The organism is Martelella endophytica (genome assembly GCF_000960975.1).
Classification (GTDB): Bacteria; Pseudomonadota; Alphaproteobacteria; order Rhizobiales; family Rhizobiaceae; genus Martelella; species Martelella endophytica.
The window spans coordinates 2,686,332-2,702,133 of record NZ_CP010803.1 but is presented as its reverse complement, the minus strand read 5'-3'; the positions used below and the strand labels follow the sequence as shown (position 1 = coordinate 2,702,133).

General features: G+C 62.4%; 13 protein-coding genes and 1 pseudogene. 3 read left to right on the top strand and 11 right to left on the bottom strand.

The annotated features are described in order from the left end of the window. Window positions 1-51 precede the first annotated feature (51 nt). The gene (gene purU / locus TM49_RS12270) at window positions 52-936 is read left to right on the top strand and encodes a formyltetrahydrofolate deformylase (RefSeq protein ID WP_045681603.1); all 885 of its coding nucleotides are present in this window, start codon (window positions 52-54) and stop codon (window positions 934-936) included. Between the two features lie 13 nt (window positions 937-949). Here purU and kduI read toward each other — a convergent pair whose 3' ends face one another. The 8 genes from kduI to TM49_RS12230 form a co-directional block, all read right to left on the bottom strand. Next, a complete protein-coding gene (gene kduI, locus TM49_RS12265; protein WP_082074723.1) occupies window positions 950-1,786 on the bottom strand; it encodes a 5-dehydro-4-deoxy-D-glucuronate isomerase in 837 nt (278 codons plus the stop codon). Beyond that, window positions 1,786-2,874, bottom strand: a complete 1,089-nt coding sequence (gene bglB / locus TM49_RS12260; protein WP_045681602.1) for a beta-galactosidase BglB — start codon at window positions 2,872-2,874, stop codon at window positions 1,786-1,788. The genes kduI and bglB overlap by 1 nt, the downstream gene beginning before the upstream one ends. Before the next feature lie 28 nt (window positions 2,875-2,902). Further along, entirely contained in the window at window positions 2,903-3,688 is a 786-nt protein-coding gene (locus tag TM49_RS12255; RefSeq protein WP_052699829.1) for a 6-phosphogluconolactonase, read from the bottom strand. An 80-nt stretch (window positions 3,689-3,768) separates the two neighbouring features. Further along, window positions 3,769-6,243 (bottom strand): hypothetical protein, encoded by a 2,475-nt coding sequence (locus TM49_RS12250; RefSeq protein ID WP_045681599.1) that lies wholly within the window; start codon window positions 6,241-6,243, stop codon window positions 3,769-3,771. A 27-nt stretch (window positions 6,244-6,270) separates the two neighbouring features. After that, on the bottom strand, window positions 6,271-7,086 hold the full coding sequence (locus tag TM49_RS12245) for a carbohydrate ABC transporter permease (protein ID WP_045681596.1): 816 nt from the start codon (window positions 7,084-7,086) through the stop codon (window positions 6,271-6,273). Next, window positions 7,083-8,081 carry a carbohydrate ABC transporter permease gene (locus TM49_RS12240; protein ID WP_244464718.1) on the bottom strand — a complete coding sequence of 333 codons (999 nt, stop codon included), beginning with the start codon at window positions 8,079-8,081 and terminating at the stop codon, window positions 7,083-7,085. Before TM49_RS12240 ends, TM49_RS12245 begins: the two co-directional genes overlap by 4 nt. After that, entirely contained in the window at window positions 8,078-9,319 is a 1,242-nt protein-coding gene (locus TM49_RS12235) for an ABC transporter substrate-binding protein (protein ID WP_045681591.1), read from the bottom strand. The genes TM49_RS12240 and TM49_RS12235 overlap by 4 nt, the downstream gene beginning before the upstream one ends. Before the next feature lie 53 nt (window positions 9,320-9,372). After that, the gene (locus TM49_RS12230; protein ID WP_052699828.1) at window positions 9,373-10,590 is read right to left on the bottom strand and encodes an ROK family protein; all 1,218 of its coding nucleotides are present in this window, start codon (window positions 10,588-10,590) and stop codon (window positions 9,373-9,375) included. A gap of 238 nt (window positions 10,591-10,828) precedes the next feature. Between TM49_RS12230 and TM49_RS12225 the strand changes: the two genes are divergently transcribed. After that, the gene (locus tag TM49_RS12225) at window positions 10,829-12,070 is read left to right on the top strand and encodes an ROK family transcriptional regulator (protein ID WP_045681586.1); all 1,242 of its coding nucleotides are present in this window, start codon (window positions 10,829-10,831) and stop codon (window positions 12,068-12,070) included. Window positions 12,071-12,219: 149 nt separating this feature from the next. Beyond that, window positions 12,220-13,365, top strand: coding sequence for an ABC transporter ATP-binding protein (locus tag TM49_RS12220; RefSeq protein WP_045681585.1), 1,146 nt, complete (start codon window positions 12,220-12,222; stop codon window positions 13,363-13,365). A 134-nt stretch (window positions 13,366-13,499) separates the two neighbouring features. On the opposite strand, the pseudogene TM49_RS23920 reads toward TM49_RS12220, so the two are convergent. The 3 genes and pseudogenes from TM49_RS23920 to TM49_RS12210 form a co-directional block, all read right to left on the bottom strand. Continuing rightward, window positions 13,500-13,694: pseudogene (locus tag TM49_RS23920) on the bottom strand (IS3 family transposase); the annotation flags it as partial. Between the two features lie 255 nt (window positions 13,695-13,949). Continuing rightward, window positions 13,950-14,510 (bottom strand): flavodoxin family protein, encoded by a 561-nt coding sequence (locus TM49_RS12215; protein ID WP_045681583.1) that lies wholly within the window; start codon window positions 14,508-14,510, stop codon window positions 13,950-13,952. Between the two features lie 53 nt (window positions 14,511-14,563). Then, the gene (locus TM49_RS12210; protein ID WP_045681581.1) at window positions 14,564-15,733 is read right to left on the bottom strand and encodes an MFS transporter; all 1,170 of its coding nucleotides are present in this window, start codon (window positions 15,731-15,733) and stop codon (window positions 14,564-14,566) included. Between the last annotated feature and the right edge of the window lie 69 nt (window positions 15,734-15,802).

Sequence of the window (15,802 nt, the reverse complement as noted above, 5' to 3'; positions counted from 1 at the left end):
TGGCAGAGCCCCGCCGGAACCATTCCGCTCGCATATCCGGAAGCCCAAACCATGAACACCATCACCCTGACCGTCGCCTGCCAATCGACCCGCGGCATTGTCGCAGCCATCTCCGGCTTTCTCGCCGGCGAAGGCTGCAACATCACCGACAGCTCGCAGTTCGACGACATGGAGACCGGCCGTTTCTTCATGCGGGTGCGGTTTTCCACGGAGACGTCTTCGACGCGTGAAAGCCTCGAAGCAGGCTTTGCCGTCGTCGCGGATAAGTTCGGCATGGACTACCGCTTTCAAGACGCCAGCGAGCGGATGAAGGTGCTGCTCATGGTGTCGCGCTTCGGCCATTGCCTCAACGATCTGCTCTACCGCTGGAAGATCGGCGCGTTGCCCGTCGACATCGTCGGCGTCGTCTCGAACCACCTCGACTATCAGAAACTGGTGGTGAACCACGACCTCCCCTTCCACCAAATCCGGGTGACCAGGGAGAACAAGGCCGAGGCCGAAGCCGAGCTGATGGACATCGTCGAACGCTCCGGCACCGAACTGGTCGTGCTGGCCCGCTACATGCAGATCCTGTCGGACCAGCTCTGCCAGAAGATGTCGGGACGCATCATCAACATCCACCACTCATTCCTGCCGAGCTTCAAGGGTGCCAACCCCTACAAGCAGGCCTATGGGCGGGGTGTGAAGCTGATCGGGGCGACGGCGCACTATGTCACCGCCGATCTCGACGAAGGCCCGATCATCGAGCAGGACACGGTGCGCATCACCCATGCGCAATCGGCGGAAGATTATGTCGCCATCGGTCGCGATGTCGAAGCGCAGGTGCTCGCCCGCGCCGTCGAGGCCCATATCCATCACCGTCTGTTCATCAACGGCAACAAGACCGTCGTCTTCCCCCCGAGCCCTGGCACCTACGCCTCGGCCCGGCTGGGATGATGCGATGGCGCGCTTACCGCAGGTCGACAATGGCGACAGGGGTAACGTCGTTATAGGCCTGGTTTTCGCCGGTCATGCCCCAGACGAAGGCATAGGGGCCGGTGCCCGCGCCCATATGGATCGACCATGCCGGCGACAGGACGCCCTGCAGGTTGGCGACGCTCAGCGCGCGCACTTCGGACGGTTCGCCCATGAAATGCATGACCCTGTCTTCCGGCGCGAGGTCGAAATAGAGATAGGCCTCCATGCGACGCTCGTGGACATGCGGCGGCTCGGTGTTCCAGATGCTGCCGGGGGCGAGCTGGGTAATTCCCATCAGCAGAAGGCAGCTCGGCGAGACTTCCGGATGGATGTACATGCGAAGCGTGCGCTTGTTGGCCCGCGCCTCGTCCCCCATGGTCACAGGCTTTGACTGCGCCTTGGTGATCAGGACCGAGGGAAGGTCGACGCCGGCAGGCACCGAGTTCATGTAAAAGTGCGCCGGCTCATCCGCCGCGAGAGATGACAAGGTCACCGCCTTGGTGCCGCGCCCGACATAGACGACATCGCGGTTGGCAACCTCGAAACGCTGGCCATCCACCTCGACGACGCCGGCGCCACCGAGATTGGCGATCCCCATTTCGCGTGCGTCGAAAAAGCCTTCCGTGCCGACCGCAGCACCATCGGAAATCTCCAGCGCCGCTTCGGCCGGTATCGCGCCGCCAACGATCATACGATCGATATGCGTGTAGACCAGATTGAGCCGGTCCTTCTCGAACAGCGTCTCCAGCAGGAAGTCTTCGCGCAGTCGCTGATTGTCCGCACCGACGATGTCGCGCGGCGACATGGAATAGCGGGTGTCGATGATCATCAGGCTTCTCCCTTCGTCAGATTGAGCGCCTCGACCAGGCACAGAAGCGCCATTGACTGGCCATAGGCGGTCGGGTGGAGCGGAATATCGCGGTAGAACTGCAGGTCGTGGCCCATGCGGGTGCCATAGGAAACGTTGGCAACGACGCCGTCGTCTCCGATATTGGCGATCACCGCATCGAGTGCCTTCAGTCCGGCATCGCGCCAGCTTTCCGGGCCGATGCCTAGCCGCGCGCCCTTCAAGAGCGCATAGCCGATGGCTGCCGTTGCCGAGATTTCCTCATAGCTCTCCGGATCGTCGACAAGCGTGTGCCAGGCGCCGCTTTCCGCCTGCAGCGCGATCAGGGCGTCGAGCTGGCTCTTCACCACCATCTCGAAATAGCGCCGCGAGCCATCGTCGAGCTCTGCCAGTTCCAGCAGATCCAGCATGCCGGCGGATATCCAGGAATTGCCGCGCGCCCAGCGCGCCCGGGCGAAGTTGTGGTTGCCATCAAATGTCCAGCCATGGAACCAGAGGCCGGTTTCGGGCTCCGAAAGATAGAGCGTGTGGACGAGAAACTGGAACTTCGCCTCCTCCACGAGATCGGCACGCCCAGCGCCCTCGCCGTAACTCGCGAGAAACAGTGCCACCATGAACAGCGTGTCGTCCCACAATTCGTTGTCATTGATCTTGTCGGAGACATTGTGCTGGAAGCCGCCCGAGGGCGTGCGCGGCATCGATGACAGGATTGTATCGGCCCAGTCGCGCATCGGTGCTTCCCATTTCTCCTCGCGCGTCTTGCGCCAGAGCAGGGAAAGCGCCAGCATCGGCGCCGTGGTATTGACGTTCTGCGATGGCAGGCCCGCGGCCAGCTGATTGGCGTACCAGGCCTCGAGAATGGCCTTGGCCTTGTCGTCGCCGGTCTGCAGCCAGAGCTGGGCGAGACCATAAAGCCCGACGCCCTGCGGCCATTCCCAGCTGTCGAAGCTGACATAGTCGCCCTTGGTGCCATCGAGATTGGGCTCATCGAAATGGCCTTCATCCTTCAGGCCGGTCAGCCCGCCGACAAGGCGGTCGATCCGGTCGGTCAACAGCGCACGATCGATCATCGGCGTTTCCTCCGTATGTTCTTGATTTTCAGTGTCCGGCAGCGGCGGGATCGGCCAGGATCAGGTTCTTCGCGCAATCGTGGACGATGCTTGCCGGCCAGTCCGGGTCGAAACCCCGCGTGCCGGTAATCCGCTGGAAGGCAAGTTGCTTGCCGGCGCCGGTGAGGATCATCGCCGCATCGCGTGCCCCCGCAATCGTCTCCAGCCCGACCGAAATGCCGTGGGTCGGCACCTCCGAGATGTCCGCGAAACCCGGAAAGGTCGACATGTTGTCGATACGGGTTTCCTCGGCAAGCGTGACGACGCGGGTGCGCGAGTGCCGTGGCGTACCCGGCGGATTGAAGGCCACATGGCCATCGCTGGCACCGGAAGCGAGGATGAAGAAATCGAGCCCACCTGCCTCGGCAATACGCCGGTCATAGGCCTCAGGCTCATCAATATCCGCAAACCAAACGTTTTCGGCGGGCAGTTGATCTTCAGGCGGCAGGGCAGCGTTCAGAAACTGGCGGATCTCTCGCTCGGCGAACCCCTGGCATGAATAGTGCGCCTCGGGCGCCGCGAGCCGCAAGGCGCCGGCGGTATCGGCCAGTACATATTCATCCATCATCACCAGAACGAGCCCGGAAAGATCGCGTGGTGCCTGCCGCAGCATATCGGCAAGTGCTGAATAAACCGGTCGCGGCGTGCGCCCGGTCGGGCATCCGAGGAGATAGGTCTTGCCGGCAGCCCGGGCCGCGTCGAAGCCGTCAAGAATGGTCTCTGCCACGTGGCGGCCGATGGCTTCGGGCGTTGGAAAAATGCGGCACTCGTTCATGCTCAATCCTGTCTGCATTTCGTCCCTCTGCCGTAACAAGCGCGGGAGAGGAGGGTTTCAAAGGGACCGTCGGCGGTCGGTCAGACGGAAACGAGGCTGACCTGCGGCTCGACCGTGAAGGCAGTGAAGGGGCGCTCCGCACCGTCCACCGTCAGCGGACCGTCGAAGAAAAGCGCGAGCTGCCGCCCGGCGAGGGTGATGGAAAGGCTGCGGCTCGCGGCATCGAAAACGGTCTCCGCGGCAAGGTGGCGGATGACGAAGGTTTCGAAATCGCCATCGCGCAATTTCGAGCCGACAGTGACGACCCAGCCGTTGACCCGGCCGTCCGAGCGCCACTCGACACCGCCCGTCGGCCCGGTTTTGACCGGCGAAAGCCCGTTTGCCGCCCAGACAGCGGCGTATCCATTACCACTTTCGGCAAAGAGCCAGCCGTCTCTCGCCTCCAGCCTGTCGAAGTGCTCCTCCGGTGCGAACAGATGGGTGAAAGGCACGCGGGCGTCCTTCAGATCGTAGATCGCAAGGGCCACGCCACCATCCTCGGCAAGCCGCGGCAAAACGCCGTTGCCCGACCAGAAGGAGGGGCGCTGCTCGCCCCATGGATCTTCCTCGCCCGGATGGTTGACCCAGAGCCGCGCCATTGGATCGCCCGAAAGCAGCACGTCGAGAACATGCTGCTGGTGGCCGTGCTCGCCCGTCTCGTGATCGACGACGGTCGATAGCATCGCGGCATCGGTGCGGAACAGCTGGATATGAGCGTTGTGGTCGACGCCCTGCGTATAACGGGCCTGCAAAGCATCGGCATTGGCCCACTTCGCCCAGTCGGCGCATTCGGCCGGCGGCACGTAGTCGCTGACGCAGAAATAGGGAAGCGCCAGAACAGCGGAAGTGAGATAGCCACCGCCAAAGGCAACGGCGGCGAAGGAGGAAAGCTCCGTCAGCGGCCCCGCCCGCAGTTCCTTGTCATAGGCACGTCCCTGCGAACCGCCGGAGACACCGGCAAGTGTGTGCAGGCTGAACATGCGGAACAGCCGGTCGATCAGCCCCTTCGCGCGGGCTTTCAGCGGATCATCGGCAAAGATGTAGATGGCGAAGAGGCCGATGAAATCGATCGGGTAATAGGCAGCCGAGTTCCATTCGATGAAGCCGTGCTCCTCGATGGAGTCGAGCCAGGCGCCAAGGCGCTCCTCGCCGAGTGCCTGCTGTTCGCGGCCGCTGCGGCCGGAGCACTCGAAGCGATCGTCCGGGAAAAGCCGTCCGGCGATGAACTGGCAGACATGGAAGCAGAGCGTATGGTTCTCGCTCCAGAACCACATCACGTCATTGCTTGGCTCATCCACCCAGTATCGCCACCCCAGGATGGCAGTGCGCAGCCTTTCGGCAAAGCCTTCCGGCAATGCGTCGCGGTGCCTGTCCCAGATCAGCAGCAGCGCGACCATGTGGAAATCCGAGCAATCCTCGCGCGCTTCCAACAGATCGAGCGTCCAGGAGAGGATGTCGAACAGCGAGACCGGATCGACCTCGCCGCTCTCGAGCATGGCAAGCGCCTTGCCGGCGAGCCGGTCGCCATTGCGCGAGAGCCGGGAGAGCGCCGCCTTCTTGCGCGCCTCCAGCGTTGGGCCAAGATCAGTCTCGCGCCCAACCTTGAGAAAGGCGGCACCGATCGTCTGCTCGACGCTGACGTCACCGGCTGAGAAGGTCATGTCGACGAGGTGATAGCCGTCGCGCACCCTGCCGGCATCGGCGACGTGAAGGTCGGTCTCGCCTGCCTTGAGCACGCGATCCTCCAGCAGGAAGGTCTGGCGGTCATGCCCGGTCGAATGCACCCTGATCGTGACCGGGACATCGACGGCGACGGCCTCGTCAAAACGCAGCACGAAGGCATCGTTGCCGGTGGTGACATCGTGGAGCGGTCGGCCGGTGCCCGCAAGCCTTGCAAGCGCTGCGACGAGATCGGGATCGGCATCGGCGGCAATCCGGTTCTCGATCGGCCGCTCATCCAGGCTGACCATTTCGAAGAACCAGTCGGTATCCCGTTCGAACAGGTCTTCGGCGTGCAGCAGGATCTCGTTCTCGCCAGCGCCGAGCACCAGCGAGATTTCTTCGGAATGCTCGACATTGCGTTCGAAAGGCTCGAAGCGGGCGCATTCGGCGCCGTTCAGCCAGATTCGCACCCCGCCGCAAGTCGAAAGGCGGAAGCGATAGCGATCGGGCTCGGAGACCTTGAGCACGCAGCGGCACCAGACGCGCCTGTGCTCCGGCGTATAGGCAAAATCCGAGAACAGCACACGACCGCCTTCGGCCGGCGCATGCACCCGCTCCGTCCGCCAGCCCGTCCATGGCGCAATCGGGCGCCCGGCCATTTCATTCAGGAAGGCTACACGACACGGCAATGGCCTGAGCCCGGGGACACCGTTGCGAAACCGGTAGCCGACGGGATCATGCGACGGCGCTGGCATGCCGGGAAAACCGGCGATGATGACGGGCGAGAGTTCCCAATGGGCAAGCGCGTCCCCTGCCCTGACGATTTTCGCAAGGCCGGATGCCGGATGAGCCATGATTTTCCTCCGCGCGGCCGCGAGCGCTCACTCCTTGGTGGCGCCCGAGAGCAGGCCGCTCATGAAATAGCGTTGAAGACTGATGAAGAGCACGAGCGTCGGAATGACCGAGAGCACCGACATTGCCAGAAGACGCGGCCAGTTGATATCCCACTGCCCGACATTGTTGGCGAGCGCGAGCTGCACCGTCCACTTCGACTGATCAGTGATCAGCAGATAGGGCCAGAGATAGTCGTTCCAGCGCCAGACGAAGGTGAAGGCGGCAAGGGCGGCGATGGCCGGAATGCTGAGCGGCACGATGATGCGCAGGAAGATGCGCCACTCCGGCGTACCGTCGATGCGGGCCGCCTCGAGCAAGCTGTCGGGTATGGAGCGGATGTACTGACGCATGATGAACACGCCCGTCGGCGTTGCCGCAGGCGCCAGGATCAGGCCCCACAGCGTGTTCAGAAGATGCAGTTCCTTGAGGATGATGAAGATCGGGATGAGGATGATCTGCAACGGGATCATCAGCGCCGACATGATGATCAGGAAGATCACCGTTTCCCCCTTGAAGCGGAACTTGGCGAGCGCGTAGCCCGCCATCAGACTGATCAACACCGACAGCGCCGCCGAGGCAACCGCAACGAATAGCGAGTTCTGGAAGTAGAGGCCGAAATTGTCCTGCGAGATCGCGGCACGGAAGTTCTCCAGCGTCGGGCTTGTCGGCAGAAGCTGCGGCGGCCAGGCGAAGATCGCCTTGGACGATTTCAGCGAGCTGGCCAGCAGCCAGAGCGGCGGCAGCAGGAACATCGCCAGCGTGAGCACGATGAGCGGCGCACGCAGATATCTTGCACGGTTCATGTCTTCTCCCTCGACATGCGCAATTGCACGATGGTGAGCAGCAGCAGCGCGACAAACAGGATGGCGGACTGTGCAGCGGCGATACCGGCGGCGTTCGGCTTGCGGAACGCGGTCTCGTAGATGGTCTGGATCAGGTAGACCGTCGAACGGCCAGGTCCGCCACCTGTCAGTGACACGACAAGCTCGTAGACCTTGAACGCCTCGACCGAGGCAAGGATCATCACCAGCGACAGCGTCGGCTTCAGAAGCGGCAGCGTGATCCGCCAGAATGCCCGCCACGGGCTTGCCGCATCGATACGCGCCGCCTCGTAAAGCTCTTCCGGGATCGTCGTCAGCCCGGTGATGATGATCATCATGTAGAAGCCGGCATTGGCCCAGACCCAGACGAGCACGACGGCGATCTGCGCCATCGAGGCATCCTGAAGCCACGGAACCGGCTCGATCGACACCAGAGAAAGCACATAGTTGATCAGCCCGGAATTGAAGCCGAACAGCCATTTCCACACAACGCCGGTAATCAGCAGGCTGATCATCGCCGGGAAGAACACGACTGCGCGCACCGCGCCGGAACCGAAGAAGGTCTTTTTCAAAAGCAGCGCCAGCAGCAGCGACACGATCGTCACCAGCGGCACGGCAAAAACGACGAAGCCGACGGTGCGCGCGAGCACGCCGAGAAACTCCGGATCCTCGAAAACCGCGACGAAATTGTCGAAACCGACGAATTTCGGCCAGGTCGCCGGCACCCGTTCAGTGACGACGATGCCGCGCCGGAAGAGGGACATGAACAGCCCCTGCGCCAGCGGGTAGATGCAGAAGGTGACAAGAAGGCCGACGGTCGGCAGCAGCAGCAGATACGGAAACATCTGCTTTGCCAGCCGGCTGCGGCGGCTCGAGCGCACCGTGGTCCCAGGCGGGGGATTGCCCCCGCCTGGTTTCATTTCTGCCTTGGCAGCAGGGGTTACCGCTTCCTGCTGCATTTTACCGCTGATACTCATTGGGCGTCTGCGGCAAGCGCATCTTCGGCCGCCTTGCGGATCTTGGCGATCGCATCGGCGGACGACATCTGGCCTGCGGCCACCTGGTTCACCGACTGGATGATCGGATCCCAGACATACTGCATGGCCGGGTTGCCCTGGTCGGTCGCGGCATAGACGGGGCTTGCCGTCAGCTCGGCCTGGAAGCGCTGCAGGGCTTCGGAGACCTTGGCATCGCCATAGTCGATGGCCGGAATGTCAAGGTTGGCCGGGATCAGGAAGAGCGGCTTGTTGAAGGCGGTCTGGCCCTCTTCCGTCGCGGTCAGCCATTCGATGAAGGCGGTTGCCTCATCGGCATGTTCGCTGGTGTTGAAGCCAACGACATAGTCGCCACCAACCATGCTGGACTGTACCGTGCCATAGGGCGTCGGACCGGCGCTCCAGGTGAAGTCGGCGTCGGCGGCAAGGCTCGGCACCTGCCAGCTGCCCGACATCCAGGCGACAGCCTGGTTGTTGAGGAACAGGCTCTTCGGGTTATCCGAGCTCGAACCGGAGAACAGGCCGGCCGGCATGTAACCCTCGGCGATCTCCATGAACTTGTCGAGCGTCGCCGTCGCCTTGTCCTGATCGAACACGACTTCGTAGGGCTCTTCCTCGGAGAAGATGTGGTTGCCGTACTGGAATTCGAAGGTCAGCCAGCGGCTGGCCGAAACGTCCCAGACCAGCGGATAGCGGATGCCGGCAGCCTCGGAAGCCTCCTTGGCGTTGGCAAGGAACTCGTCCCAGGTCCAGGGCTGGTCGATCGGCGGAATTTCGATGCCGGCTTCGTTGAAGGCGTCGACGTTCAAAAGCATGCCGATCGCCGTCAGATCAAGCGGAGCGGCGATGATCTGGTCGCCGAGCTTGGCGCCGGCGGCGAGCCCCTGATTGAACTGGTCGAGGAAATCCGCACCGAGCGTGGGGGCGAGATCGGTCAGATACGGCCGGATGAAAGGCCGCATCGAGCTCGTCTTCGAGATATCCGGCAGCGAGCCGGCGCTGGCGAGCTGCGCGAAGCGATTGTCGATGCCGTCATACGGCACGATCTGAAGATTGAACGTGGTTTCCGGGTGCGCTTCCGTATAGGTGGCGAGCACATCCTTGATAACCTGCTCCTCCGCGTCCGAACTCAGATACCACATGACATTGAGCTCCGACGCCGAGGCCTGACCGGCCATCAGCGCAAGAATTCCCGTTGTTACGGCATATTGCAGTTTCATGTCTGATTCCCTTCTCCTGTTTGATCTTTTTACACCGCGGATGTCGCCAGCGACTATCCGGCGGCCGCATGCGCGCCGCCTCCCGAATGCGCCGATGGCGCCTCTCCGGGGTCGGCCAATCCGCCGGGCGCGCTGCCGGACCCGCCCTTCCGGGGCTCGCCGGTCCGCAACATCGCCTGCCGAATTTCAAGCAAGGTTTCCATGATCGCGCCAACCACACCGGCACGCTGGCCGAGCCGGCTGATGCCGATCCTCGGTGCCACCGGCGTCAGTTCGGCGGTGTATTCGATGATGAGCTCCGCAAAATCGGCGCGTGTGCCGATACCGCCACCAAGGACGATCATCTCGGGATCGATCAGCGTGGCAATCGTCGCCGCGCCAACGGCGATCTGACGGGCCGTATCGTCAATGACCGACGCGGCCTTGCGCTCACCCGCGGCGGCACGGTCGAATATCTCCCGGACCGTCACGCCTTCTTCGCCGTAACGCCGGCGGATGCCCGGCGAACCGACAATGTCCTCATACGAGCCGCCGAAGGTCGTGCGCGCCGAGGCGAAAGGGTCGATGCCGGCGGGCATGTAGGCGATCTCGCCGGCTCCACCCGAGGCCCCGCGAACCACCCGACCGTCGATCATCAGGCCGAGGCCGATGCCGGTGCCCAGCGACAGAAAGGCAAGCGAACCGCAGTCCGCGCCCCGCTGCCGGCCCGCGAAGAACAGGTCACGCCCCTGACCACGCCAGTATTCGCCGAGGACAGCAAAGTTGACGTCGTTGTCCATCCGCACGGGGCAGCCACCGAAAAGAGCGGAGAGGCGGCCATCAAAATCGAAATCGGACGACAAAGAGAGATTGGGAGAAAGCGCTATGCTTCCGGTCTCTGCGGAGACGAAGCCCGGCACCCCAAGGCCGATCGCGCGCAGGCCGCCAATGTGCGCGTCAGCCTTTTCCTGAAGCGAGCGCACCATGGTTGCGAGCTGTTCGAGCGTTGCCTCCTCGCCATCGTGGCGGGTCGGCTCCGAAGCCTCGGCAACGATCCTGCCCGACATGTCGGCAAGGGCGCCATAGAGCTTGGTGCCGCCAAGATCGAGCCCCGCGACACAGCCGGCGCCATGCGCGACCTGCCATGCCTGATGGCCGTGGCCGGATGCCTCTGTCACCAGCCCATCACGCTCCAGCAGCGGTAGAAGTGGGTGGGCGCTAGACACGCCACCGTCCCTGGCCTGCGTCAGCAGCGCATCAATGTCGGCGAGATCGGTTCGGAGGTCGTGCACAGTGCTATTCTCAATTCGTAAGGTTGACGAACTAAAGATTGGATGCAATTTGAAACCGTGTCAAGCGAACCTGACGTTCAATCCGAAAACAGCGGTGAAGAAGCCTGTCGCTTCGCAGTCTTTCGCCCTGCCGCGGATTGCTCCGAACCGGAGCCTTGGTATGATTTGCGCTGGCCACAGCATTGTTGAGAGGCCAGAAGGCGATATCCGAACCCCGCACGACAGGACTTCAACAGCAATGCCCGAGCAAGCGCCACCTCCCATCCTGCGTCAGATCTCGACGCGCGCCATGATGAAGGTTCTGCTGGAGCAAGGGCCGACATCGCGCGCCGAACTCGCCAAGATCACCGGCTTTTCGAAACAGACGACATCTGAAGTCGTTCGGGCCCTGGAGGAGAACGGCTATGTGCGCAAGAAGGGCATCGATTCGGGCAAGGTCGGCAGTCCGGCCATTATTTATGAGGTCGCCGATGAGGCCGGCTATGCGCTGGGCATCGACGCCGGCGCGAGCACGATCCGCGCTTCGCTTGTAACGCTAAGCTCCCGGATTGCCGGCGAAATCACGGTTCAGAGCGACCCGCGCGGCGGGCGCGAGCTGGTCGCGCAACTGGGCTCCGTCAAACGCAGGCTTATCGACGAAACCGGGATCTCTCCCGCCGCCCTGAGGGTCGTTTCGCTCGCCATGCCCGGCTCCGTTGACCCGAACACCGGCGCCATCAGCCACGCCTATGCCGTGCCGGAAATCGACCGCTTTGACGTGTTCGCCGCCCTGCAGGAGGAGTTCGATTGCGAGCTGCTGATGGAAAATGACATCAACGCGGCGGCCGTCGGAGAATACTGGAACGGTGACGCCAAGGGCGCGGAATCCCTCGCCTTCCTCTCCATTGGCACCGGCATCGGCATCGGTATGCTGATCAATGGGCAACTCTGGCGCGGCGCGACCGGCGCGGCCGGCGAAATCGCCTATCTGCCGATCGGCTCCGATCCCGCCTCCCCACTCTGCCCCGAACGCGGCGCCCTGGAACTTGCGATCGGCGCCCCTGCCATTGCCCATCGTTATCGCCTGGCCGGGGGAACGGGCGAGGCCAGCGTCAAGGACATCTTCGACCGATGCGCTGCCGGCGAGCGCGCCGCCGTCGCAACCGTCGAGGAAAGCGCAAGAATCGCTTCGCTTTCTGTGCTTTCTGTGGTCGCGATGTTCGATCCGGCGGAGATCATCATCGGCGGCAATATCGGCCGGCGCCCGGAGATGTCCGAACGGATTATCCAGTATCTGCCGCAATTTACCCACCGCAAGATCAAGCTCACCGTCAGCGCCCTCGGCCCCCGTGCCACAATGATGGGCGCCGTCGCGCTCGGCCTCAACCACATGCATGACCGGCTCTTCAACCTGCAGTCCCTTCCGGCAAGCCTCGGGCTGCCCGTCGGGAAAGGCACGGGTCGGGAACGGGGCGACTACCAGAAGACCGGCAACCTCTGACCGCTCCAACGGGAGCCAAACCCCACCGACAGACGGTGGAAACCGGTTTTTTAGTTCTGTGACTTGACTAAATATCCGCACCATTCCAAGGTTAAGGAACCGAAAGCCGGCTTTGGGAGACGGCAGGTGACTTTGAAAAGGGGTAGCAAATGGCCGATCTGGCGCTGCGAAACGTGGTCAAACGCTTTGGCGAGGTGGATGTCATCAAGGGTGTGGACCTCGAGGTTCGCCATGGTGAGTTCGTCGTCTTTGTCGGCCCGTCGGGCTGCGGAAAGTCGACGCTGCTCAGGATTATCTCGGGCCTTGAGGAAACGACGAGCGGCGCCATCGAGATCGGCGGCGCGGAAGTCAGCAAGGCCTCACCCGCGGACCGCGGCATTGCCATGGTGTTCCAGTCTTATGCCCTTTACCCGCATATGACCGTCGCCCAGAACCTGTCCTTCGGTCTTGAAAACACGCGCAAGCCCAAGGCGGAAATCAAGGCGCGGGTCAGCGAAGCGGCCCGCATGCTCGAACTTGAACCCTACCTGCAGCGCAAGCCGCGCGAGCTTTCCGGTGGCCAGCGCCAGCGCGTCGCCATCGGTCGCGCCATCGTTCGTGAGCCGAGCGTCTTTCTTTTCGACGAGCCTCTCTCCAACCTCGATGCGGCGCTGCGCGTTCAGATGCGCGCCGAAATCGGCAAGCTGCACCGCCGGCTGCAGACCACGATGATCTATGTCACCCATGACCAGGTCGAGGCGATGACCATGGCCGATCGCATCGCGGTGGTGAATGCCGGTCGCATCGAGCAGTTCGGCGCCCCGCTTGAACTTTTCGAGCATCCGGTCAACCGATTCGTCGCCGGTTTCATCGGCTCGCCGCGGATGAATTTCTACCCGGGCACCATCAAGGGCATCCGCGATGGCGTCGCACATATCCTCGTTCCGGGATTTGGGGAGCTCGCTTTCGATGTCGATCCGGCGCTTGCAGAAGAGGGGATCGAGGTCGAACTCGGCGTGCGCCCGACCTATTTCTCCTTTGCCGAAGAGGGCACCCCTGAAGCCATCGCCTTCGATGTCGATTACGCCGAAAGCGTCGGCACCGAGACCTATGTCTATGGCAAGATTGCCGGAAACCCGGCGACCACGATCCTGCATTTTGCCGACCACGTCGCCGTCAACGAAAACGACCGGCTGTCACTGCGCCCTGCCCTCGGCCGCGCCCATCTTTTCCGCCTTTCCGACGGCAAGTCGCTCAAGGCCGTCTACCGGCCGCAAACCAGCCCGATGATGGCGGCAGGCAGCGAAACACGTTGAGGCCGGGCTCGGGCAGACCCGCCCTACCCTTGGTCGGCGACGCGGAAACGATTAGTAAAATTGGTGATCCCGACGCGATTCGAACGCGCGACCAATAGGCTATCCACGTCTGCGCGCTTGGCAACGGCACCTTAGTAGGTAGATGAGTCAATCGGCAGAAGTCTGCAGATCGGCTCGCCCCCTAGCAACGGACGGGTGTGCATCGATGAAGGAAACCATCGATGCAGTGGGCGGTCGAACTTGGCTCAAGCAAAAATAGGTAGAAGCATTGCTCAAACTCTTTTTCGTCTGACGAAGCTCCTGTTCCCGTGCTCCAGAGCCTCCATCTTCTACGCAACGTCACTCGACAAAGCCTTATCTGTTCCCCCGTGATCATTGAAAGTGCAAGCGCGAACAAAAGCAGCTTTCGCGCCGGGCGATCGGTGAGCACCTGTCGTAGTCGCAGGAACCATGTCTCCTCTATCGCATGCCTGATCGACGTTTCCGTCGGTTCAGAGTTCAGTCTAGGGGATGAGCAGACAGGGATAATGGGCCGATGGAAAGCCCATGAGCCCATATCATGAATAAGGGCTCATGGGGTTGATTCAGGCCTTGCGGCCAGCAATGAACTGGGTCGTCACTTCGGCCACGCGTTGGCCGAGATAGGCGGCAGTGTCGAGATCGCTCCGGATCGGTGTGATCTCTGGCGAGGCATTGTCCGACTGGGCCATGGCGCCGAGCCAGCCACCGACGCGGTTCATCGCCTCATTGCCCTCACCGGGGAACATGTCCAGACCGGTCCAGATCATGCCGTGCTGAGCTGCAAAGAGGGCGATCGTCACCAGTGAATTCAGCTTGTCGCCGTGCATGGCGCCTGAATTGGTGAAGCCGGCGGCAATCTTGTTGCGCCAGGCCTGAGGCGTCCAGGCTGTGCGCGTGCTTTCTTCCATGAACTGCTTCAAACCTGCACTGACCGTGCCATTATAGGTCGGCGAGCCGAAGATGATGGCGTCGCTCTGGGTAAGCTTTTCCCAGGGCGTGTCACCCTCCGCGACTGCATGGAGAAAGACCTCGGCACCCTCGATCTTGCGAATGCCGTCGGCCACGGCTTCTGCCTGCTTGGCGGTGTGGCCATAGCCACTGTCATATACAATTGCGATCTGCATTTTTTTCCGATCTTGAGTGTTATTTTGGGAGAGTGCCAGACCGGCCGCAGTTGCTATGCTGCAGCGAGCTTGGAAAATGCGGGACGTCCGGTCAACCAGAAAAAACTGGCAATCAGGATGAGCACGCCGGCGGCAATCATCAGGCCGGTCCAGCCGGCGGCCGGCCATACGGCACCAGCCAGAGCCGAGCCGATTGCACCGCCGATGAAGTTCGAGGTCACGAAGGCCGAGTTCATGCGGCTCCGTGCTTCCGGACCGACGGAAATCAGACGTATCTGGTTCAACACGTTGACCGACTGGATGGCCGCATCCAAAACAATGACGATCGCAATGATCACCAGGATCGAGGTTGACCACAAAGCGGCAACGAGAAGACAGGCCAGGGTGACAAGAAACGCAATACCTTGTGCACCGACGGCGAGGCCCTTGTCATGCAGGCGACCGGCATTCTTGGCGGCGAGCGCCCCGGCAAGACCGGCGAGGCCGACCAGCCCGATCTGGCTGAGCGAGTAATTGTAGGGTTCATCCGTCAGCAGAAATGTCAGGCCGGTCCAGAACAGCGAGAACACACCGAACGTGCAGGCCCCCATGACCAGTGTCGTGCGGACCACGGCGTAGTCGCGGATTGCCGTGAAGACGGACGCGAGAAGCTTGGGATAGGATATCTGCGTCTGACTTTCCAGATGGGGTACGAGGCGCGCCAGGAGCGCCGCCATCAGCAGGGTCGCAAAGGCAGCGATGGCAAACACTGCCCGCCAGCCGAACGCCTCGGCGAGAAAGCCCGCGACAGTTCGTGATACGAGAATGCCCGTCAGCATGCCGGATGCCACAGTTCCCAGCACACGTCCGCGCTGATCCGGTGTCGCCAGAGCACCCGCCAGCGGCGGCAACATCTGCCCACCGGTCGTCAGTAATCCCACGGCGGCCAACGCGACGGCAAGAGGCGCGAAGCCAGGCGCAAATGCGGCGGCTGCAAGCGCAATCGCCGATAGAGCCATCGCGACAGGGATCACGCGTCGCCGGTTCAGGACGTCGCCGAGCGGAACGAAAAGCAGAATGCCAAGCGCATAGCCAATCTGTGTAACGGTCACCAGCAGGCTGGCCGTGCCAGTCGCGACACCGGTTTTCTCGGCAATGTCGGCCAGAAGGGGTTGAGCCCAATAGAGATTGCCGACTGCGATGCCGCCTGCAACGGCGAATAGCAGCGTCATCGCGGGTGACATGCCCGGCGCTGACGCTGAGGACGTAGAAGAATTGGTCAAAACAGCTAACGCTTGCGCTCGGCAAGCCCT